At 62.9% G+C, this 18,553-nt stretch carries 20 protein-coding genes, 1 tRNA gene and 1 pseudogene; 13 read left to right on the top strand and 9 right to left on the bottom strand.

Annotated elements, in window-relative coordinates; translation table 11 throughout:
* Positions 1-323: 323 nt before the first annotated feature.
* The gene (locus CN97_RS00460) at positions 324-1,112 is read right to left on the bottom strand and encodes an inositol monophosphatase family protein (RefSeq protein WP_035705589.1); all 789 of its coding nucleotides are present in this window, start codon (positions 1,110-1,112) and stop codon (positions 324-326) included.
* A gap of 198 nt (positions 1,113-1,310) precedes the next feature.
* A complete protein-coding gene (locus tag CN97_RS21065) occupies positions 1,311-1,652 on the bottom strand; it encodes a hypothetical protein (RefSeq protein WP_207391659.1) in 342 nt (113 codons plus the stop codon).
* A 90-nt stretch (positions 1,653-1,742) separates the two neighbouring features.
* Between CN97_RS21065 and trpC the strand changes: the two genes are divergently transcribed.
* The 4 genes and pseudogenes from trpC (at position 1,743) to lexA (ending at position 5,111) form a co-directional block, all read left to right on the top strand.
* Positions 1,743-2,552, top strand: a complete 810-nt coding sequence (trpC, locus tag CN97_RS00450) for an indole-3-glycerol phosphate synthase TrpC (RefSeq protein WP_035705586.1) — start codon at positions 1,743-1,745, stop codon at positions 2,550-2,552.
* 152 nt (positions 2,553-2,704) lie between these two features.
* Positions 2,705-3,181: pseudogene (gene moaC, locus CN97_RS00445) on the top strand (cyclic pyranopterin monophosphate synthase MoaC); the annotation flags it as partial.
* Positions 3,178-4,362, top strand: coding sequence for a molybdopterin molybdotransferase MoeA (locus CN97_RS00440; protein WP_035705583.1), 1,185 nt, complete (start codon positions 3,178-3,180; stop codon positions 4,360-4,362). The pseudogene moaC and the gene CN97_RS00440, both read left to right, overlap by 4 nt.
* 62 nt (positions 4,363-4,424) lie before the next feature.
* Positions 4,425-5,111 carry a transcriptional repressor LexA gene (gene lexA / locus CN97_RS00435; RefSeq protein ID WP_035705579.1) on the top strand — a complete coding sequence of 229 codons (687 nt, stop codon included), beginning with the start codon at positions 4,425-4,427 and terminating at the stop codon, positions 5,109-5,111.
* A gap of 88 nt (positions 5,112-5,199) precedes the next feature.
* On the opposite strand, the gene CN97_RS00430 is transcribed toward lexA, so the two are convergent.
* A tRNA-Thr gene (locus tag CN97_RS00430) sits at positions 5,200-5,275 on the bottom strand.
* Positions 5,276-5,856: 581 nt separating this feature from the next.
* On the opposite strand from CN97_RS00430, the gene CN97_RS20490 reads away from it, so the two are divergent.
* Positions 5,857-6,084, top strand: a complete 228-nt coding sequence (locus CN97_RS20490) for a hypothetical protein (protein WP_131389473.1) — start codon at positions 5,857-5,859, stop codon at positions 6,082-6,084.
* Positions 6,085-6,116: 32 nt separating this feature from the next.
* On the opposite strand, the gene recA is transcribed toward CN97_RS20490, so the two are convergent.
* The 5 genes from recA to CN97_RS00405 all read right to left on the bottom strand — a co-directional run bounded on the left by recA (position 6,117) and on the right by CN97_RS00405 (position 11,114).
* A complete protein-coding gene (recA, locus tag CN97_RS00425) occupies positions 6,117-7,184 on the bottom strand; it encodes a recombinase RecA (RefSeq protein WP_035705576.1) in 1,068 nt (355 codons plus the stop codon).
* A 150-nt stretch (positions 7,185-7,334) separates the two neighbouring features.
* On the bottom strand, positions 7,335-8,168 hold the full coding sequence (cysW, locus tag CN97_RS00420) for a sulfate ABC transporter permease subunit CysW (protein WP_035705573.1): 834 nt from the start codon (positions 8,166-8,168) through the stop codon (positions 7,335-7,337).
* A complete protein-coding gene (gene cysT, locus CN97_RS00415; protein ID WP_035705571.1) occupies positions 8,165-9,016 on the bottom strand; it encodes a sulfate ABC transporter permease subunit CysT in 852 nt (283 codons plus the stop codon). Before cysT ends, cysW begins: the two co-directional genes overlap by 4 nt.
* On the bottom strand, positions 9,013-10,011 hold the full coding sequence (locus tag CN97_RS00410; RefSeq protein ID WP_035705568.1) for a sulfate ABC transporter substrate-binding protein: 999 nt from the start codon (positions 10,009-10,011) through the stop codon (positions 9,013-9,015). Before CN97_RS00410 ends, cysT begins: the two co-directional genes overlap by 4 nt.
* Positions 10,008-11,114: a sulfate/molybdate ABC transporter ATP-binding protein gene (locus tag CN97_RS00405; RefSeq protein WP_035705565.1), complete on the bottom strand. Its 1,107-nt coding sequence runs from the start codon at positions 11,112-11,114 to the stop codon at positions 10,008-10,010. The genes CN97_RS00410 and CN97_RS00405 overlap by 4 nt, the downstream gene beginning before the upstream one ends.
* A gap of 421 nt (positions 11,115-11,535) precedes the next feature.
* Here CN97_RS00405 and CN97_RS00395 point away from each other — a divergent pair, with 421 nt between their 5' ends.
* The 8 genes from CN97_RS00395 to CN97_RS00365 all read left to right on the top strand — a co-directional run bounded on the left by CN97_RS00395 (position 11,536) and on the right by CN97_RS00365 (position 17,438).
* The gene (locus CN97_RS00395) at positions 11,536-12,246 is read left to right on the top strand and encodes a hypothetical protein (RefSeq protein WP_051910860.1); all 711 of its coding nucleotides are present in this window, start codon (positions 11,536-11,538) and stop codon (positions 12,244-12,246) included.
* A 59-nt stretch (positions 12,247-12,305) separates the two neighbouring features.
* The gene (locus CN97_RS19705; protein ID WP_051910859.1) at positions 12,306-12,614 is read left to right on the top strand and encodes a hypothetical protein; all 309 of its coding nucleotides are present in this window, start codon (positions 12,306-12,308) and stop codon (positions 12,612-12,614) included.
* A gap of 84 nt (positions 12,615-12,698) precedes the next feature.
* A complete protein-coding gene (locus tag CN97_RS00390; protein ID WP_035705558.1) occupies positions 12,699-13,571 on the top strand; it encodes a hypothetical protein in 873 nt (290 codons plus the stop codon).
* Between the two features lie 26 nt (positions 13,572-13,597).
* On the top strand, positions 13,598-14,524 hold the full coding sequence (gene metA, locus CN97_RS00385) for a homoserine O-acetyltransferase MetA (protein ID WP_035705555.1): 927 nt from the start codon (positions 13,598-13,600) through the stop codon (positions 14,522-14,524).
* A complete protein-coding gene (locus tag CN97_RS00380; RefSeq protein WP_035705552.1) occupies positions 14,511-15,482 on the top strand; it encodes an alpha/beta fold hydrolase in 972 nt (323 codons plus the stop codon). The genes metA and CN97_RS00380 overlap by 14 nt, the downstream gene beginning before the upstream one ends.
* Positions 15,483-15,528: 46 nt before the next feature.
* A complete protein-coding gene (gene ppk2 / locus CN97_RS00375) occupies positions 15,529-16,410 on the top strand; it encodes a polyphosphate kinase 2 (RefSeq protein ID WP_035705549.1) in 882 nt (293 codons plus the stop codon).
* A complete protein-coding gene (locus tag CN97_RS00370) occupies positions 16,403-17,017 on the top strand; it encodes a TetR/AcrR family transcriptional regulator (RefSeq protein WP_035705546.1) in 615 nt (204 codons plus the stop codon). The genes ppk2 and CN97_RS00370 overlap by 8 nt, the downstream gene beginning before the upstream one ends.
* A gap of 10 nt (positions 17,018-17,027) precedes the next feature.
* Positions 17,028-17,438: a GNAT family N-acetyltransferase gene (locus tag CN97_RS00365; protein WP_035705543.1), complete on the top strand. Its 411-nt coding sequence runs from the start codon at positions 17,028-17,030 to the stop codon at positions 17,436-17,438.
* 2 nt (positions 17,439-17,440) lie between these two features.
* Here the strand turns inward: CN97_RS00365 and CN97_RS00360 are convergent, their stop codons facing one another.
* Complete coding sequence (locus CN97_RS00360) at positions 17,441-18,523, bottom strand: ABC transporter ATP-binding protein (protein WP_084683958.1); 1,083 nt, start codon at positions 18,521-18,523, stop codon at positions 17,441-17,443.
* Between the last annotated feature and the right edge of the window lie 30 nt (positions 18,524-18,553).

Here is an 18,553-nt window from a genome sequence, read left to right as displayed (position 1 = left end):
GATGGACCGCAACACGCTCTGCCTCGACCTGAACACGGCCTGAGCTTCCGGCGTGACCGCTCCTTCTCCATCGCGGAATTCTCTGCGACGGCTGCGGCTCAATGTTCTGCGCGGACTGGGCGGCGACCTTCTGCCATCGCCCCCTCTTCCGACCGTGGTGGTGGTGTTGCGGCCTTCAAGAGACGTGCCTGACATCGACGGCGCGGCCGATCTTCTGCAACCCTGCTTCGGGCCAGCCGGCCGCGGGCGGATGCCCCCCGGCTATTGCAGGGGCAGGCGCCCAGCTCCGCCTGCACCCATTCCCCGCATCGACGGGTGTTTCCTCACGCTTCGCGGATGATCTTGGCGAAGCTGTCGAAGATATTCGAGTTCGCGGCAAGAACGGTGCCCTTTTCGATCGGGTCATCGTCCTTGCGGACTGCCTCCGCAAAGCCGCCCGCCTCGCGCACCAGCAGCAGACCCGCCGCCATGTCCCAGGGGTTCAGCCCGCGTTCCCAGTAGCCGTCGTAGCGCCCCGCCGCGACATAGGCGAGGTCGAGGGCCGCCGCCCCCCAGCGCCGCACCCCGGCGCAGACCGGCATGAGGCGCCCGAGATCCTTGAGCGTCGCGGGCAGCGTGCTGCGGCCGCCGAAAGGCACACCGGTTGCAAAGATGCATTCGATCATCGTGCGGCGGTCGGAGACCCGGAGACGCTGCTCGTTCATCCAGGCGCCCGCGCCCTTCTCCGCCCAGTAAAGCTCGTCCTTCGCCGCGTCGAATACCACGGCGGAGACGATCTCCCCCTTGTGCTCCAGCGCGATGGAAACGGCCCAGTGGGGCAATCCGTGCAGGAAGTTGGTCGTGCCATCGAGCGGATCGACGATCCACCGCCGGGTCGGATCCGCGCCCGCGATGGCACCCGTCTCCTCACCCAGCCAGCCATAGGTCGGGCGACCGGCAAGAAGGTCTTCCTTGATGATCTGCTCGGCCGCGATATCGGCCCTCGACACGAAATCTCCGGCCCCCTTGGAGGAGACCTGGAGGTTCTCGACCTCCCGGAAGTCTTTCACAAGGCTTCGGCCCGCGCGCCGCGCGGCCTTGATCATCAGGTTGAGATTGGCGCTGCCCCGCATGCTAGGCTCCTTTCGATCAGCCCGCGCATATAGCGGCTGCGGAAGAATAAGGAAAGCGCCTCCTTCCATGGCCGCCTTCCATGGATGTCCGGCGGGGCCGATCCGGACGCTGCGCGCCGGGCGGCGCACGCCGGGTTGCCTCCGCCCGGGCCGGATGCCATGAGCCGAGATACTGACCGGGGATTGGAGGGTGCTCTCCTACCTTCCCGCGATGATCTGCGCGATTCGCACACTGTCGCGCTCAGGCGTAAGCCAGCGTCCGCGTTCCAGTATCTCCAGCGTATATTCCCGGTAGGTCAGCCCGCAGGCTTCCGCGAGCTTCATGCGCCGCCGCACCACCTCCACCGGGGCTTTCCACGCGGCTTTCACCTCTGCCTGCCAGCGCAGGACCATCCCCAAGCCCTGCAAGGGTGGCCCGCCATTGTGACCAATGCCGAAGGATGGCCGTTCCTCCCGGACAGGCGGCGCAAAGGCTGCCTGCCAAGCCGCGCTCCGCCGGGTTTTCGGCACAAGTGCGAGGGAGGGAACTGTGTCTGCCATGCGGCACTGTTGCCGCCATCTCGTCACCCCCGCAAGTCCGATCAGTGCGCGACCCTTTCCTTTGCGCGGTGGCAGCGCTACCTTCCGGCCATGACGACGATCCTTGACAAGATCCGGGCCTACAAGCTCGAAGAAGTGGCCGCCCGCAAGGCCGCGCGGCCGCTTTCCGATGTGGAGGCCGATGCTCGCGCCGCCTCCGCGCCCCGCAACTTCACCGAGCGGCTGATCGAGGCGTCGAACGGCGGCTACGGGCTGATCGCCGAGATCAAGAAGGCCAGCCCTTCGAAGGGTCTCATCCGCGCCGATTTCGATCCGCCCGGCCTCGCCCGCGCCTATGCCGAAGGCGGGGCGACCTGCCTGTCAGTTCTGACCGACGGGCCATCCTTCCAGGGGGATGACAGTTACCTGACTGCGGTGCGCGAAGCGGTCGATCTGCCCGCGCTCCGCAAGGATTTCCTGTTCGATACCTATCAGGTGGCGGAGTCGCGTGCCCTTGGTGCGGATGCGATCCTCATCATCATGGCCGCTGTGGACGACAGTCTCGCCGCCGAGTTGGAGGGGGCCGCGAAGGACTGGAACATGGATGTGCTGATCGAAGTGCATGATGAGGCGGAACTGGATCGTGCCCAGCACCTCGACTCGCCGCTCATCGGCATCAACAACCGCGATCTGCATACCTTTGAAACCAGCCTCGATGTGACACGACGTCTCTCGCGGCTTGTTCCGCCGGAACGCACGATCGTTGCCGAAAGCGGCATGACGACGCCCGCAGATCTGGCCGATCTGGCGCAATATGGGGCTCGCTGTTTCCTGATCGGGGAAAGCCTCATGCGGCAGGAAGATGTCGCCTCCGCCACGCGGACCCTCCTGGCGAACCCCATGGTCGGAGCGATGGGGTGAGCGAACCCGCCGCCGGTGCCCTTGCGACTGGCCAGCGAGGTGCCACCGACGCGGGAGCAAGCCCCGTGGTCGAGAGCATCGCGACGGCGCCGACCTCCGCCGCCACGCACGACACTCTCGCCGCAACGGCGGGTAAAGGCGCCGACCAGCAGCTTACGCATTTCGATGCGGAGGGCCGCGCCCATATGGTCGACGTGACTGAAAAGGACGTCACCACCCGCACTGCGACGGCAGGCGGCAACGTCCGGATGACCGAGACCACGCTGTCGCGCATTCTCACCGGAGCGGCGGAAAAAGGCGATGTTATCGGCGTCGCCCGCCTCGCCGGCATCATGGCTGCGAAGCGTACGGCAGATCTGATCCCGCTCTGCCATCCCTTGCCGCTCTCCCGTGTTGCCGTGGATCTCGTGCCCGACCTCTCGCTGCCGGGCCTGAGAATCGAGGCGACGGTGCGGACTACGGGCCGGACGGGCGTGGAGATGGAGGCCCTCACCGCAGTCACGGTTGCGGCGCTGACCGTCTACGACATGCTCAAGGCCGTCGAGCGCGGCATGGTGATCTCGGACATCCGCCTGCTGATGAAGGATGGAGGCCGTTCCGGACTTTACACCGCCGGAGATGCCACGTGATCCCGCATGAGGAGGCGCAGGCAAAGGTTCTCGCCCTCGTCTCTCCGCTGTCCCTGGAAACGGTGCCACTCCGGGAGGCCGCTGGCAGGGTGCTGGCCGAACCTGTGCGGGCGGAGCGCGATCAGCCGCCCTTTGATGCCTCCGTGATGGATGGCTATGCGATCACCTCCCCGGATCGCCAGGCCGGAGCGCAGCTCCGCGTGATCGGGGAAGCGGGTGCCGGCCATGCCCATGCGGGGCGGTTGTCACAGGGAGAGGCGCTCCGCATATTCACTGGCGCACCAGTGCCAGCGGGCGCGGATGCTGTCGTCCCGCAGGAAGACACGCGCCGCGACGGCATGCAGGTCACCCTCATCGATGTTGATCCCGCGACCAGCTACATTCGCCTGCGGGGCGGAGACTTCGCGGTGGGCACGACTCTGGCTGCACCACGGCGGCTTTCCTCTGCCGATCTGGCCCTGATCGCGGCGATGAACCATGCCGAGGTCCGTGTCCATCGCCGCCCCGTCGTCGCTATCGTTGCCACAGGCGATGAGCTGGTGATGCCCGGTGAGCCGCCGCGGCCTGATCAGATCGTCTCCGCGAACTCCTATGCCCTCGCCGCGATGATAGAGGCGGAGGGCGGCATTGCCCGTATCCTCCCCCTTGCGCGCGATGATTTCGATGCTCTGAGAACCGTGCTGGACCTGACGACCGGCGCAGACCTGATCGTCACGATCGGGGGTGCTTCTGTCGGAGACCATGATCTTATGTCGCAACGCGGCGAGGATCTGGGGCTTCAGCTGGAGTTTCACCGTATCGCCCTTCGCCCCGGCAAACCGCTGATGGCGGGGCGAAGGGGGAACGTGCCGCTTCTGGGCCTGCCGGGCAACCCGGCCTCCGCCATGGTCTGCGCTGCCCTGTTTCTGCTCCCCATGCTGCGCGCGATGCAGGGTCAACCGGACCCCCTTCCGCGCCCTCGCACCGCCCGCCTCGCCCGCGATGTCGCCGCCAACGGCAAACGCGCGCACTTTATGCGCGCCACGCTTGAAGAGGCAGAGCCGCTTCCCTTGCTGCACCCCGCGGAAAGTCAGGACAGCTCGCTTATTGCCGTACTCTCCAGCTCAAATGCGCTGCTCTTCCGCCCCATTGACGATGCAGAAAGAAAGGCCGGCGAAACAGTGACTTGGTTTCCTTTTTAAGTTTGACACAAAGCACGAACACCGCTAGAACTTAAGCGGAACATATTGGCGGGAGAGTTTCGGTGCTGACGCGCAAGCAATTGGAACTTCTAGATTTTATTAACAAAAGAATGCAGCGCGATGGCATTCCTCCTTCCTTTGACGAGATGAAGGAGGCGCTGGATCTTCGCTCCAAGTCCGGGATTCACCGTCTCATCACCGCACTGGAAGAACGCGGGTTCATTCGTCGCCTTGCCCATCGCGCGCGGGCCATCGAGATCCTCAAGTTGCCGGAAGCGATGGAGAAAGCGAGCTTTGCTCCACGTGTGATTGAAGGGGATCGTCCCTCTCAGCCGAAGGGTGCACGTCCCGTTACGCCAATCCATGCGACAGAATTGCCGGTCATGGGGCGCATCGCAGCCGGAACTCCCATCGAAGCCATCAGCGAGATATCGCACCATGTCGCGGTTCCGGGACAGATGCTTTCCGGTCGCGGAAATCACTATGCCTTGGAAGTAAGAGGCGATTCCATGATCGAAGCCGGGATAAATGACGGTGATATCGTGGTGATTCGCGAACAGCTCACCGCAGAGAATGGCGACATCATCGTCGCTCTGGTCGAGGGTCAGGAAGCGACGCTCAAACGTTTCCGTCGGCGTGGCTCCATGATCGCGCTTGAAGCGGCAAATCCGACTTATGAAACCCGCCTTCTCCGTGACGATCAGGTGAAAGTTCAGGGTCGGCTTGTTGGGCTGATTCGAAGCTACTGATCGACGCGGCAATCGTAAGCTTCTTCAAACAGGTATGCTGGGAAGGTCAGGAAGCGGACACACACTCCAGTGGCATGGAGACATGCGATGGTGCCGCGTGTCCGACTTGAACGGACGACCTACCGCTTACAAGGCGGTTGCTCTACCAACTGAGCTAACGCGGCATACTGTTAGGCGCCTCCTCGTAGCACTCCGTTTCCGCGGGTTCAATGTCCGTTCTTGTTAAGAGTGTGTGTTGAGCCTGACGCGCCCCGTATCACGCGCTCTCGGCATCCTCGGCCGCGTCAACCGCGAGATCCTGCTGCGACCGGGCAATGATTTGACCTTCGGCAGACGTCATTGCACGGCACTGGTTCGCAACGCCGGCCTTTTACAAGAGGTCATCGCTCCGCGCTGCCCGCAGCGGAACGGTATGGCACAGTGTGTCATTCGCCCTTGAAGGAGCAGTGCATACACCCTCATCGGCTCAAGATCATCCAGCACGCCGCCCGCGCCATCAGGAACGGGTTCCAGTTCTAAGAAACCCGCCGTCCGCATCAGAGCCCTTGCCATGCGCTACGCATGCCAGCGCATGGCATTCGGGCTAGCAGCTTGAACTGAGCAGATCACGCCGGGTCGTTACAGAGTCCCACACCACCTTGTAAAACTCATATCCTGATTAAACTTGGATGCCATCTGTGGGGTTGTCATCCTTCGAAGATAGGTGATGAATGCGCCTATAGCCGTCATTTTGGAAAGATGAACGATGAAAAAGATGCTTTTGGTCTTAATGGTTCTTGCCGGATGCGGACACGCTTCATCCAATCATCGCGAAAACAACACACCCGAGCAGCGCTCTCGAGAATTGTCGGGTATGTCATTAACCAATCTGTGTAAGCTTTATGGCAACCCGCGCACTCAGTCAGAAACAAAAGCAAGTGTTCTGACCGAAGTGCAGCGGCGCGGGTTCAACGGGTGCCCATCGACCCGTTGAATAGATGAGGCCGCATGAAAGCGGCCTCTTTCTCAATCTTCGACCATGTCGCCGTCGTTTTCCGCAATGGCAAAATCGAGGCCATGTGCGGCACGGATACGATCCTCGATGGTGGAGGCAACGTCGGGATGGTCTTTCAGGAACTGCTTGGCATTCTCCCGACCCTGGCCGATACGCTCATCGCCATAGGAGAACCAGGAGCCGGATTTATCCACCACGCCCGCCTTGACGCCAAGGTCCAGAAGTTCGCCGGTCTTGGAGATGCCTTCACCATACATGATGTCGAATTCGACCTGCTTGAAGGGCGGCGCGACCTTGTTCTTGACCACCTTCACCCGAGTGGTGTTGCCGACCACCTCATCCCTGTCCTTGATCGAACCAGTCCGACGGATGTCGAGGCGCACGGAGGCATAGAATTTCAGCGCCTGCCCGCCGGAAGTCGTTTCGGGAGAGCCGAACATCACACCGATCTTCATGCGGATCTGGTTGATGAAGATGACCATGCAATTCGATTTGCCGATCGAAGCGGTGAGCTTCCGCATCGCCTGGCTCATCAGGCGGGCTTGAGCGCCGACCTGGCTGTCGCCCATGTCACCCTCGATCTCCGCCTTGGGAGTGAGCGCGGCCACAGAGTCGACAACCACCAGATTGACTGCTCCTGAGCGCACCAGAGTATCCACGATCTCAAGCGCCTGCTCGCCCGTATCTGGCTGAGAGATCAGCAGCTCATCCAGATTGACGCCCAGCTTTCTCGCGTAGGAAGGGTCGAGCGCGTGCTCCGCATCCACAAAGGCGCAGACGCCACCCTTCTTCTGCTCCTCCGCCACGACATGAAGGGTGAGCGTGGTCTTCCCCGAGCTTTCGGGGCCGTAGATCTCCACGATCCGCCCTTTCGGCAGACCACCGATGCCAAGGGCGATGTCGAGGCCAAGCGACCCCGTCGAAGTCGCCTCGATCTCCGCCACGGGGCTATCCACCCCGAGCTTCATGATCGAGCCCTTGCCGAATTGCCGCTCGATCTGGGCGAGCGCCGAGTCGAGGGCCTTTTGCTTGTCGCTCACGCGCTTGTCCGTCATGTCGAGGAGGTTCGCCATTGCCATGTGATGCGCCCTTCTTGTCACAGCCTGCCGAGACCGGCAACCTTCGCCGGAAGTTCTTTTATTGTTCTCATCATCTATGCGATCAAAACGAGAACAAATCAATCGAATTCTCTGAGAATCGACGATCTCACGGCAAGGTTAACAGAAGGTTTATGAGCGACGCGCCTCGACAAATGCCTTGGAGATGAGCGCCAGGACGGCGATCGTCGTCAGAACGGTGGCGGCAGCAAAGGCACCGACGGCATTGTAGTCATTGTAGAGCAGTTCGATCTGCAACGGCAGCGTATTGGTCTGCCCGCGAATATTGCCCGAGACAACGGAAACCGCGCCGAATTCTCCGACCGCCCGCGCCGTGCAAAGCACCGCACCATAGAGAAGCGCCCAGCGGATGTTCGGGAGTGTCACCCGGCGGAACACCTGCCAGCCGGAGGCGCCCAACGTCACGGCAGCCTGCTCCTGCTCGCTCCCCTGAGCCTGCATGAGCGGCAGTACTTCCCGCGCGACGAAAGGAGCGGTGACGAAGAGGGTGACCATGACGATGCCCGGCAGGGCGAAGAGGATCTGGATGTCGTGCGCCGCAAGCCACGGGCCCAGCAGCCCCTGCCTCCCGTAAAGAAGCAGGTAGCAGATACCGGCGATGATCGGCGAGATGGAGAACGGGATCTCCACCAGCGCCATGACGAACTTCCGCCCCGGGAAGCGGAACCGCGCCACCAGCCATGCGGCGGCAATCCCGAAGCCCACGTTCAGCGGCACCACGATGAGCGCGATGAGCGTAGTGAGCCAGATGGCGTGCAGCGTGTTAGGGTGCAGGATGTTCGCTTGCCAAACCGCCCACCCCTGCCCGAAGGCGCGCCAGAAGATGTAGACGAGCGGCACGACGACGAGCACCAGCGTCATCACCACGGCCAGCCCGATCAGCAGGCGTGGCACCAGCGCGCTCCGCTGGGGCGCAAGTGCCCCCGTGGTGATCGCGGTGGTCATGCCGCCTCCTTGTGGCGCATCGCCCAGGATTGCAGCAGGTTGGACAGAACGAGCAAGACAAAGGCAAAGAGCAGCAGCGTCAGGGCGATGGCGGCGGCGCCGGAGTAGTCGTATTCCTCCAAGCGGATGACGGCGAGCAGCGAGGCGATCTCCGTCTCGAACGGCAGGTTGCCGGCGATGAACACCACGGCTCCGAACTCACCAAGCGAGCGTGCGAAGGAGAGCGTCACCCCGGCCAGAAAGGCGGGCAGGATTGCCGGAAAGATCACCCTGCGGAAGATCGTGAACGGCCGCGCCCCCAGCGTCGTGGCGGCCTCCTCCAGCGCGTGATCCAGATCCTCCAGCACGGGCTGCACCGTCCGGACGACGAAGGGGATGGAGGTAAAGGCCATCGCGATGGCGACGCCCCAGATCGTGTAGACAACCGGAAGGCCCGCAGCCTCCAGCCACATGCCGAACCAGCCGTTGCCGGCGAAAAGCGCCGTCAGCGTGATGCCCGCCACCGCTGTCGGCAGGGCGAAGGGCACATCCATCAGCGCGTCGAGAAGGCGCTTTCCGGGAAAGTCGTAGCGCGTCAGCACCCATGCCATCAGCAGGCCGTAGACGGCATTGACCACCGTCGCCATCGCGGCCGCCGTCAGGGTGAGTTTGAACGCGGCGAGCGTGCGCGGACCCGTCACGATCTGCCAATAGCGCGCAAAGCCGATATCCGCCCCCTTCAGCACCAGTGCCGCGACGGGCACGAGCACGATCACCGTGAGATAGATCATCGTCACGCCGATGGAGAGGCCGAAACCGGGAAGCACCCGTTTCGGCCGCACTGGCGCGGAGGGGGCAGAAAGGCTCATTGGTTGACGAACACGCTGTCGAGAATGCCGCCTTCTGCGAAATGCTCGGCCTGCGCCTTTTCCCAGCCTCCAAAAACGTCGTCCACCGTCACGAGCTTCACCTCCGGGAAGTTCTCGGCGAACTCCTCGGCGGCTGCTTCATCATGCACGCGGTAGAAATGTTCGGCGAGGATCTTCTGTCCCTCCGCCGAGTAGAGGAAATCCAGGTAGTCCGCCGCGAGCTTCTCCGTGCCGTTCTTCTTTGCAACCTCGTCCACCACGCTCACCGGAAAGTCCGCCATGACGGAAAGGGAGGGCGTCACCCGCTCAAACCCCTTGTCGCCATATTCCCGCGCGATGCCTCCGGTTTCGGCCTCGAATGTGATGAGAACGTCACCGATTTCGCGCTCAGCGAAGGTCGTCGTCGCGGCGCGGCCGCCGGTATCGAATACCGGGACGTTGGAGAAGAGCTTCTTCACGAACTCCTGGGCCTTCTCCTCATCGCCGCCATTCTGATCGAGCGCGAAGGCATAGGCACCGAGATAGGTGTAACGCGCGTTACCGGATGTCTTGGGGTTCGGAAAGACCACCTTCACATCGTCGCGGACAAGGTCGGACCAATCGCGGATGTTCTTCGGGTTCCCCTCCCGGACGAGGAAGGCGGGAAGCGAGTAATAGGGCGAGGCATTGTTCGGCAGGCGGTCACGCCAGTCCTTCGCGATCAGACCCCCCTCCGCCAGCACGTCGATATCGGTGACCTGGTTGAAGGTGACCACATCCGCGGGCAACCCTTCAAGGATCGCGCGCGCCTGACGGGAGGAGCCGCCATGCGACTGGTCGATCGTCACGTCGCGGCCGGTTTCGGCTTTCCACTTTTGAGCAAAGGCCGGGTTGATCGCGGCGAAAAGCTCACGCGCGACGTCATAGGATACGTTGAGCAGCTTGTCCTGCGCCAGAACGGGCGCGGCGAAGCCCAGCCCTGCGGCGAGGACGACTCCGAAAAGGGCGTGTTTCACGAACGGTTCTCCTTGAATATGGTGGAGGCGGCAGGCGGCGCGGGTTGTGCAGCACGCTTGCCCTCGGCGAAGACGCGGCCCGCTTCGGGGCGCAGCCTGATAGGGGTGCCGGTGCGGATATCGGCGGCCCCGCTCGACCGGCGCGGAACCTCCATGTCGAAGGCCAGCCCATTCGGGCCGTTCACGAACAGGCGAAGCGTCGCGCCCGTGCTCGCAATGGCGGAGATCGAGAAGGGAGAGGTCTGATCCACCACCGGACTGATCTCTCCGGGGCGCAGGAACAGCCGCGCCGCCCCGTCGGGATAGGCCACGCGCGGCAGGTGCGAGGCATCTACGCCCGCCGCCTCCACCCGCCCCGCCCTGAGCGTGACCGGGAGTTCGACCGTTGCGCCAAGGAAACGGGCCACGAAGGGCGTCGCAGGATGATCGTAGATTTCGTCCGGGGTGCCGATCTGCTCGATCCGCCCCTCACCCATCACCACGACCCGGTCGGCCAGCTCAAAGGCCTCCTCCTGATCATGGGTGACGAAGACAGTGGTCGTCCCGCGCGCCTCATGCACCTCGCGCAGCCAGCGGCGAAGATCGCGGCGCACCGCGGCGTCCAGCGCCCCGAAGGGTTCGTCGAGCAGCAGGACCTCGGGCCTGATGGCCATCGCGCGACCGAGTGCCACCCGCTGCCGTTGGCCGCCCGAGAGAGCAGCCGGATAGCGGTCCGCAAGATGCGCGATCTGCAGGAAGTTCAGCAGATCCGTCACGGTAGCCGCGATCTCCGCCTTCGCGGGGCGGCTGGAGCGCGGGCGCACCGTCAGGCCAAAGGCGATATTGTCGCGCACCGTCATATGCGGAAAAAGCGCGTAATGCTGGAACACGAAGCCGGTGTTGCGCGTCCGCGCATCGAGCGCGAGCCAATCCTTCCCGTCATGGGAAATCGCGCCGGCATCGGGCCAGTCCAGCCCGGCGATGATCCTGAGCAGGGTCGTCTTTCCAGAGCCGGACGGACCCAGCAGTGCCACAAGCTCCCCCGAGTCGATTTCCAACCCGATTCCCCGCAGCACCTCCGTCGCCCCGAAGCGTTTGGTGAGCCTTTCGATGATCAGCGCCATTCAATTGTCCTCGGGTTCCGGGTCAGCGGAAGCTAAAGGCGGCGCCCCCTATCGACAAGGAAAGGGGATAGGCGATTTTGAGGCCGGCGGGAGCATAATATACTCCATAAGGGGCGATACTCGGAATAGTCATTTCATCGTAGAAACTTCGCTCCGCGGCTCTCAGAAAGAAAATCCTCTGAATGGCGTACGGCAGGAACATCTGCCGACTTGCGGGCGCAAATGCAGAACGATCGCCTTAACTCGGCCAGGAGGAAGCGAACCCAAGCCATTGCGGCAACACATGCAACCGCAGGTGTAACCTGCCCGCCTCTCACGCAAAAAACGATCTGCTTTCCCTCGCGTTATCATTGACCGCTGGCGCGCGATATTTAGCCTCATGTCAAGGGCGTGTCTGCTGGTCACACCCAAAGGGGGGAAAATGAAACAACTGCTGCTTACGACAGCCTTTTTCGGGCTGTCTGCCACTCTCGCACAGGCTGCCGCCATCGAGCGCACCTTCACATCATCCTCGATCCTGTTTGAAGAGGGTCGCTATGTGGAGTTGAGCCTGGGCACGGTCAATCTCGACTCGAGCGGAAGATTGAACGGCCTGCCCATATCGACGGGCGGCGGTGTGATGGGTAACTTCAATACCTACATTCTCGGGCTGAAGTACCCTGTTACGCCGGATCTCGATGTGGCGGTGGTACTGGATCAGCCGGTGGGCGCCGATGTGAGCTATCCCTCCGACTCATTCTATCCGCTTGCGGGAACACGGGCCAAGGTCCGTTCCCACGGCGCCACGCTGATGGCGCGCTACAAGTTCAATGAGAATTTCAGCATCTATGGCGGGCTTCGCGTTCTGCGGACATCGGGGCATGTGAACCTGAACACCCCGCGCTTCACCTATGGCATGCAGACGGATACGGAAACGGATCTGGGCTGGCTGGCCGGTGTGGCTTATGAGATACCGGAATATGCAGTTCGGGTCGCCTTGACCTACACCTCGCCCATCGACCATGATTTCGGGGCGCGGGATACCTTCATGGGTGACACCCAGTTCACCACCACCATCCCGAAATCGGTTCAGCTCGAGTTCAGACCGGCATCGCGCCCGACTGGCTGGCCTTCGGCTCCATCCGCTGGGTAGAATGGTCCAAGTTCGATATCAGTCCGCCCGCATACGGCGCCGTCACCGGCGGTCCTCTGGTGGGGTATGAGGACGATACCACCACCGTCGTGGTGGGCATTGGCCACAAGTTCAACGAAACCTGGTCGGGAGCTGTGCTGTTCGGCTATGAGACCGCGATGGACGGGTACTCCTCCAACCTCGGGCCGCCCAACGGGCGTCGGAGCATCGGTCTGGCCGGTACCTACACGCATGGCCCGATGAAGGTGACGGCGGGTCTCTCCTACCTCGACATGCGCGATAGCGAGACGAATATCGGAGGGGCCTATACCGCGACCTTCAACCAGAAGGGCCTGCTGGCTGCGATGAAAGTGGGCTACGCCTTCTGACAACCGAATGGCCCCGCTCCCGCGCGAACGGGGCTACACATGCCGGATCGAAGCGGTTATCCCTCCGGCAAAACCGGAGGGATCATGATCTACGCCACCGCCCGCGACTGGCTCGACGCGCCTGCGAAGCGGGTGCTGCTCTTCGGCATGTCGGGCCTCGGAAAGACCCATGTTTCCAACATCCTGCGCGACAGCGGGCGCTGGTTCCACTACTCCGTGGATTACCGCATCGGCACGCGCTACATGGGCGAATACATCGTCGATAACTTCAAGCGCGAGGCGATGCGGAATCCGTTCCTGCGCGAGCTTCTGATGAGCGACTCTATCTTCATCGGCTCGAACATCACCTTCGACAACCTCGCACCGCTTTCGACCTATCTCGGCAAACCCGGGAACCCGGAGCGGGGCGGTCTGCCCTTCACCGAATACATGAAGCGGCAGGAGCAGCATCGGGACGCCGAGATTGCCTCGCTGCTCGACACCGGGCGTTTCATCGACCGCTCGGCGGATATCTACGGCTATCCGCATTTCGTCTGCGATTCCGGCGGCTCCATCTGCGAGGTGGTCGAACCCGACGACCCGGAGGACATGGTGCTGACAGCGCTTGCATCCCGTGCGCTGCTCATCTGGATCAAGGGGTCTGAGGCGCATACCGCGGAACTCGTCCGCCGGTTCGACCGCGCGCCGAAGCCCATGTATTATCAACCCTCCTTCCTGCATGACGCCTGGGCGACCTATCTGTCCGAAACTGGTCTGCGCGAAACGGAGGTCGATCCCGATGCCTTCGTGCGCTGGACCTATGCCCGTGCCCTCGCCCACCGCCAGCCCCGTTATGCCGCGATGGCGCAGAACTGGGGGATCAGCCTCGACGCGGAGGATGTGGCGCAGGTGAGATCGTCCGATGATTTCGCGGCCCTTGTCGCGAGAGGGCTTGAGCAGAAACGCGAGAGAGCATAACTCGCCGCTCTGGAAGGAGCCGCATCATGCCGATCAAACTGCCCGAGAACCTGCCCGCCTACGATGTCCTGTCGCGAGAGGGCGTCATGGTGATGTCGGATGATCGGGCCGCGCGGCAGGACATCCGGCCCTTGCGCATCGGGCTGCTGAACCTGATGCCGAAGAAGATCCAGACGGAGAACCAGTTCGCCCGCCTGATCGGTGCCACGCCGCTGCAGATCGACCTGCACCTCATCCGCATGTCGGAGCATCAGACGAAGAACACCGCCGCCGAACATATGGAGGAGTTCTACCGCCCCTTTCAGGAGGTGAAGGCATCGGGCGAGAAGTTTGACGGGTTGCTCGTGACCGGCGCACCCATCGAGCATCTGGCCTTCGAAGATGTGACCTACTGGGAAGAACTGCGCGAGGTTTTCGACTGGACGCAGCGCAATGTCCACTCCACCTTTGGGGTCTGCTGGGGCGGGATGGCGATGATCAACCACTTTCACGGCGTCGATAAGCACATCCTGCCAGCCAAGTCCTTTGGCTGTTTCCGTCACATGAACATATCGCCGTCCTCCCCCTACCTCCGTGGTTTCTCCGACGATTTCGTCATTCCCGTGAGCCGCTGGACGGAGATGCGGCAGGAGGAGATCGATGCGCGGGAGGGGCTGGTGACGCTGCTCGGCTCCACCGAGGTCGGCCCCTGCTTGGTCGAAGATCCGGCACACAGGTCTCTCTATATTTTCAATCACTTCGAGTATGATACTCACACTTTAAAAGAAGAATACGACCGTGATGTGGCGCAGGGCAAAGCCATCAACGTACCCCTGAACTATTATCCCGATGACGATCCGTCCCGCCCGCCCGTCAACCGCTGGCGGAGCCATGCCCATCTGCTCTATGGCAACTGGATCAATGAAATCTACCAATCCACGCCCTATGACATGAACGAGATTGGCGAGCGGTAGTCTCCTCCTCGCCCTCGCGGCAGGCGGGGGCTTCGCGCTCCTCACCCGCCACCGGGCGAAGCGGAATACCCGTCGGGCGGAGGCGGAGTATCCAGCCGAAGGTGCCTCCCTCACCATAGACGGCGTGCAGGTGGAAGCTGTAACCCGCGGACATGGGCCTGACCTCGTGCTTATTCATGGGGCGAGCGGCAATCATCGCGACTTCTCGGCCTTGCTGCCCGAATTGGTGAGCGCATTCCGCGTCACCGTCTTCGACCGTCCCTCCCTCGGCTGGACAGGTACGATCGACCGGGAAACCGACCCTGCGGCACAGGCGGAGTTTCTGAGCGCGGCGGCGGACAAGCTGGGGCTTCACAACCCGATTCTGGTCGGTCATTCCTATGGGGGCGCCGTGGCGCTTGCCTGGGCGATGCAGCGGCCGGACAGGGTCAGGGCCGTTGTTGCGATCAGCGCAGCATCGCACCCCTATCCCCGGCCCATCGCGCTGACCACACGGCTGCTTGCCACCGCCTTTGCCGGGCGTCTTTCCGCCCCTTTCTTTACCGCCTGGTCAACACCACGGATGATGCGCGCGGCCTTTGGTCCCGCCTTTGCGCCGCAGCACGCGCCCGCCGATTATGCGCAGACAGCGGGGCTGGCGCTCACGCTTCGGGCTGAGAGCTTCACAGCAAATGCGCGGCAGGTGGCGGGCCTCAGCCGGGCGCTCCGCCGGTTGCGCCTGGGATATCCGCGGCTGACCCTGCCGGTGGAAGTGCTTCATGGCGATGCGGATGCGGTCGTGCCGGTGCGTCGCAACGGCGAAGCGCTGGCCATTGAGGTGCCCTCCGCGGTGCTGAGCGTGATCTCGAATGGCGGGCACATGCTCCACCACACCCATTCCGACGCGGTGATCGCCGCGATACAGCGGGCACGCCTCCGCTCAGAGAACCCTGTCCGCCCATTGCCGTCTGGGCGATGATCTGGATACTGGACATGTCGGGGCCAGCGGCACAGCGGAGAGCATCATGACGGAAAAGAGCAAACTGCCATTCGATGGAGCAATATCGGCCTTTTACGAGAAGAAGGCTCCAGAGGAGATCAGAGAGGCCATCAAGAAGGCCGACAAGAAGGATATACTCGCGAAGAGCTATCCCTACCGCACTGAACTCTCCAAAAGCGATTACGAAGCGCAGATGGAACCGCTTCAGATAGAGTTGGCGAAGCTCGTTGCACATGTGCGGCACAAGGGCACACGGCTCGTGATCCTGTTCGAGGGCCGCGATGCTGCCGGAAAGGGCGGAAGCATCGCGGCCGTGACGGAGAATATGAACCCGCGCGTGGCCCATACCATTGCGCTTTCCAAACCCTCCGACCGCGAGGCCACGCAGTGGTATTTCCAACGCTACGTGAGGCACCTGCCCGCTGCGGGAGAGATCGTGATCTTTGACCGGAGTTGGTATAATCGGGGTGTGGTGGAGAAGGTCTTTGGCTTCTGCACCGATCTGCAGCGGGTCCAGTTCTTCCGCCAGCTTCTCCCGTTTGAGCAGATGATCGTCAGCGAAGAGATCACGTTTGTGAAGGTCTGGCTGAGCGTGGGACGCGCGGAGCAACTCCGGCGGTTTCTGCAGCGGGAGCAGGACCCGCTAAAACAGTGGAAGCTCTCCAATATCGATGTCGATGGGCTAAAGCGCTGGGACGACTACACCACCGCCATTCGCGAAACGCTGATCGCCAGCCATACCGATTTCGCGCCCTGGACAATCGTGCGCTCCGACGACAAGCGGCGGGAGCGGATCGCAGTGATTCAATCCATCCTGCTCAGTCTCGACTACGACGGGCGCGACAAGAAGGTCATTGGCCAGCCAGACCCGAAGATATGCGGCGGTCTCGAAATGCTGGATGCTTAAGCGAGGGTATCACCACGGCAACCTCCGTCAGGCGCTGGTCGATGCCGCGCTGAAGCTGATAGAGGAGAAAGGGCCACAGGGGTTCACCCTGTCGGAGGCCGCGAAGGCTGCTGGGGTGACGCCCGCGGCGGTGTATCGGCATTTCGCAGGGCGGGACGACCTCATCGCCGAATGCGCGCGGCAGGGGTATGAAATCTTCGCCGACCTGATGGAATTCGCCTTTGACAGCGGGCCGACGGCGCTGGCAGCCTTTGAAGCGACGGGGCGCGCCTATATCGCCTTTGCGCGTAAGTTTCCCGGCCACTACATCGCCATGTTCGAAAGCGGAATTTCCCCCAACGCCTCACCCGGACTGGCCGATGCCGCGGCGCGCGCGCGGGGGGTGCTGGAGCGGGCCGCGGTACGGCTTTCCGAGAATATCCCGCCCGAGAAACGCCCGCCCGCCTCCATGTTCAGCGCCCATATCTGGGCGATGAGCCACGGCGTGGTTGAGCTCTATGGGCGGGGTGCGCCGGGCGCCCGTTCCCCCTTCCCGCCTGAGGAACTCCTGGAGGCGGGGATAGGCATCTACCTTCGCGGGCTTGGCCTCCTGCCGCCCGATAACTGAGATGAGACCCATGGACGACCGCTACACCCTGCTCGACGACCTGCCCACGGCAGAAGAGTTCTGCCGCCTGCGCGAGGTCTCCGGCCTGTCACCCAAGTCACTGGCCGCGGCGCGGATCGGCTTGCCGAATTCTGTTCTCGGCGTCTGTGTGAGAGAGGCCGGGCGTACTGTTGGTATGGGCCGCGTTATCGGCGACGGGGGAACGGTGTTTCAGATCGTCGATATAGCGGTGGAGCCGGAACATCAGGGCCAGGGGCTGGGCAAGGCGATCATGGCGCGGATCATGACGCGCCTGAAGCAGCTCGCCCCCGGCGCCTATGTCAGTCTCATCGCCGATGGCGACGCGCGCCACCTTTACGCGCAATACGGCTTTGCGCCCGTGGCGCCTGCGTCCATCGGCATGGCGACGCTCTTGTCCTGACCTCAGACGAAGAGCACGGCGGACCGCGGATCCCAGGCGACCCGCGTCCGCACGCCACGATCCAGCACAGGACGGGAGATCAGGTTCTTCATCGACAGGCGGACCGGCTCCTCAAGCCCGTCCAGACGCACGTCGTAATAGGTCATGTCACCGTAGTAGACCACCTCATCCACGACGCCCTCTGACACCTGCTGGGCGGGGTTGATCGCCTCATCGCCATAGATCAGCGACATGGATTCCGGCCGGATGCCGATGCTGGCCGCACCGATCCGCACGCCTCCGGGCGCCTGCGTATCTTCCAGCGTGAACCGGCCAAGCCCCGGTGACTGCACCTCCGCCCGGCCTCCGGCATCGGACAGCACCTCCGCGGGCAGGAAGTTCATCATGCCGATGAAATCAGCCACTGCGCGGGTCTTCGGTCGCCGGTAGAGCACCTCGGGATCGTCCATCTGCGCGATCTGGCCCTCGAACATCACGGCGATACGGTCGGACATGACCAGCGCCTCCTCCTGATCGTGGGTGACGAGGATGAAGGTGATGCCCACCTGCCGCTGGAGCTTGATCAGCTCCACCTGCATCTGTTCGCGCATCTTCTTGTCGAGCGCGGAGAGCGGCTCGTCCAGCAGCAGAACCTTGGGCTTGAGGATCAGCGCGCGCGCCAGCGCCACCCGCTGCCGCTGCCCGCCGGAAAGCGCATGCGCCGCCCGTTTGCCGTAGCCGGAAAGCCCGACCATCTCCAACGCCTCGCCGACACGGCGGGATTTCTCTTCCTTCGTGCCGGGATCGCGACGGAGGCCGAAGCCCACATTCTCCTCCACCGACAGATGGGGGAAGATCGCATAGGACTGGAACACCATATTGGTGGGGCGCCGGTTGGCGGAGACGCCCGCCATGTCCTTGCCATCGATCAGAACGGTGCCGGAGGACAAATCCTCAAACCCCGCGATAGTGCGCAGGAGGGTCGTCTTGCCGCAACCGGACGGGCCGAGCAGCGAGAAGAACTCCCCCTGCCGGATATCGGCGGTGATGCCACGGAGGGCGTGGTAATCGCCGTAGTACTTCTGGACGTCCCGCAGCTCGATGATCGGGCGGCCGGAAGGCTGCACACGCTGCCC

The sequence above is a fragment of the Haematobacter massiliensis genome, assembly GCF_000740795.1.
Classification (GTDB): domain Bacteria; phylum Pseudomonadota; class Alphaproteobacteria; order Rhodobacterales; family Rhodobacteraceae; genus Haematobacter; species Haematobacter massiliensis.
Note: the sequence above shows the minus strand (reverse complement) of the source record. Positions and strands in the feature narration are given on the sequence as shown.

Coding starts and splice junctions, on each gene's coding strand:
- CN97_RS00365 (WP_035705543.1), top strand. CDS start 17,028: ATGGACGACCGCTACACCCTGCTCGACGACCTGCCCACGGCAGAAGAG.
- CN97_RS00370 (WP_035705546.1), top strand. CDS start 16,403: ATGCTTAAGCGAGGGTATCACCACGGCAACCTCCGTCAGGCGCTGGTC.
- cysW (WP_035705573.1), bottom strand. CDS start 8,168: ATGACCACCGCGATCACCACGGGGGCACTTGCGCCCCAGCGGAGCGCG.
- CN97_RS20490 (WP_131389473.1), top strand. CDS start 5,857: ATGAAAAAGATGCTTTTGGTCTTAATGGTTCTTGCCGGATGCGGACAC.
- cysT (WP_035705571.1), bottom strand. CDS start 9,016: ATGAGCCTTTCTGCCCCCTCCGCGCCAGTGCGGCCGAAACGGGTGCTT.
- CN97_RS21065 (WP_207391659.1), bottom strand. CDS start 1,652: ATGGCAGACACAGTTCCCTCCCTCGCACTTGTGCCGAAAACCCGGCGG.
- CN97_RS00390 (WP_035705558.1), top strand. CDS start 12,699: ATGATCTACGCCACCGCCCGCGACTGGCTCGACGCGCCTGCGAAGCGG.
- recA (WP_035705576.1), bottom strand. CDS start 7,184: ATGGCAATGGCGAACCTCCTCGACATGACGGACAAGCGCGTGAGCGAC.
- CN97_RS00460 (WP_035705589.1), bottom strand. CDS start 1,112: ATGCGGGGCAGCGCCAATCTCAACCTGATGATCAAGGCCGCGCGGCGC.
- ppk2 (WP_035705549.1), top strand. CDS start 15,529: ATGACGGAAAAGAGCAAACTGCCATTCGATGGAGCAATATCGGCCTTT.
- metA (WP_035705555.1), top strand. CDS start 13,598: ATGCCGATCAAACTGCCCGAGAACCTGCCCGCCTACGATGTCCTGTCG.
- CN97_RS00405 (WP_035705565.1), bottom strand. CDS start 11,114: ATGGCGCTGATCATCGAAAGGCTCACCAAACGCTTCGGGGCGACGGAG.
- trpC (WP_035705586.1), top strand. CDS start 1,743: ATGACGACGATCCTTGACAAGATCCGGGCCTACAAGCTCGAAGAAGTG.
- CN97_RS00395 (WP_051910860.1), top strand. CDS start 11,536: ATGAAACAACTGCTGCTTACGACAGCCTTTTTCGGGCTGTCTGCCACT.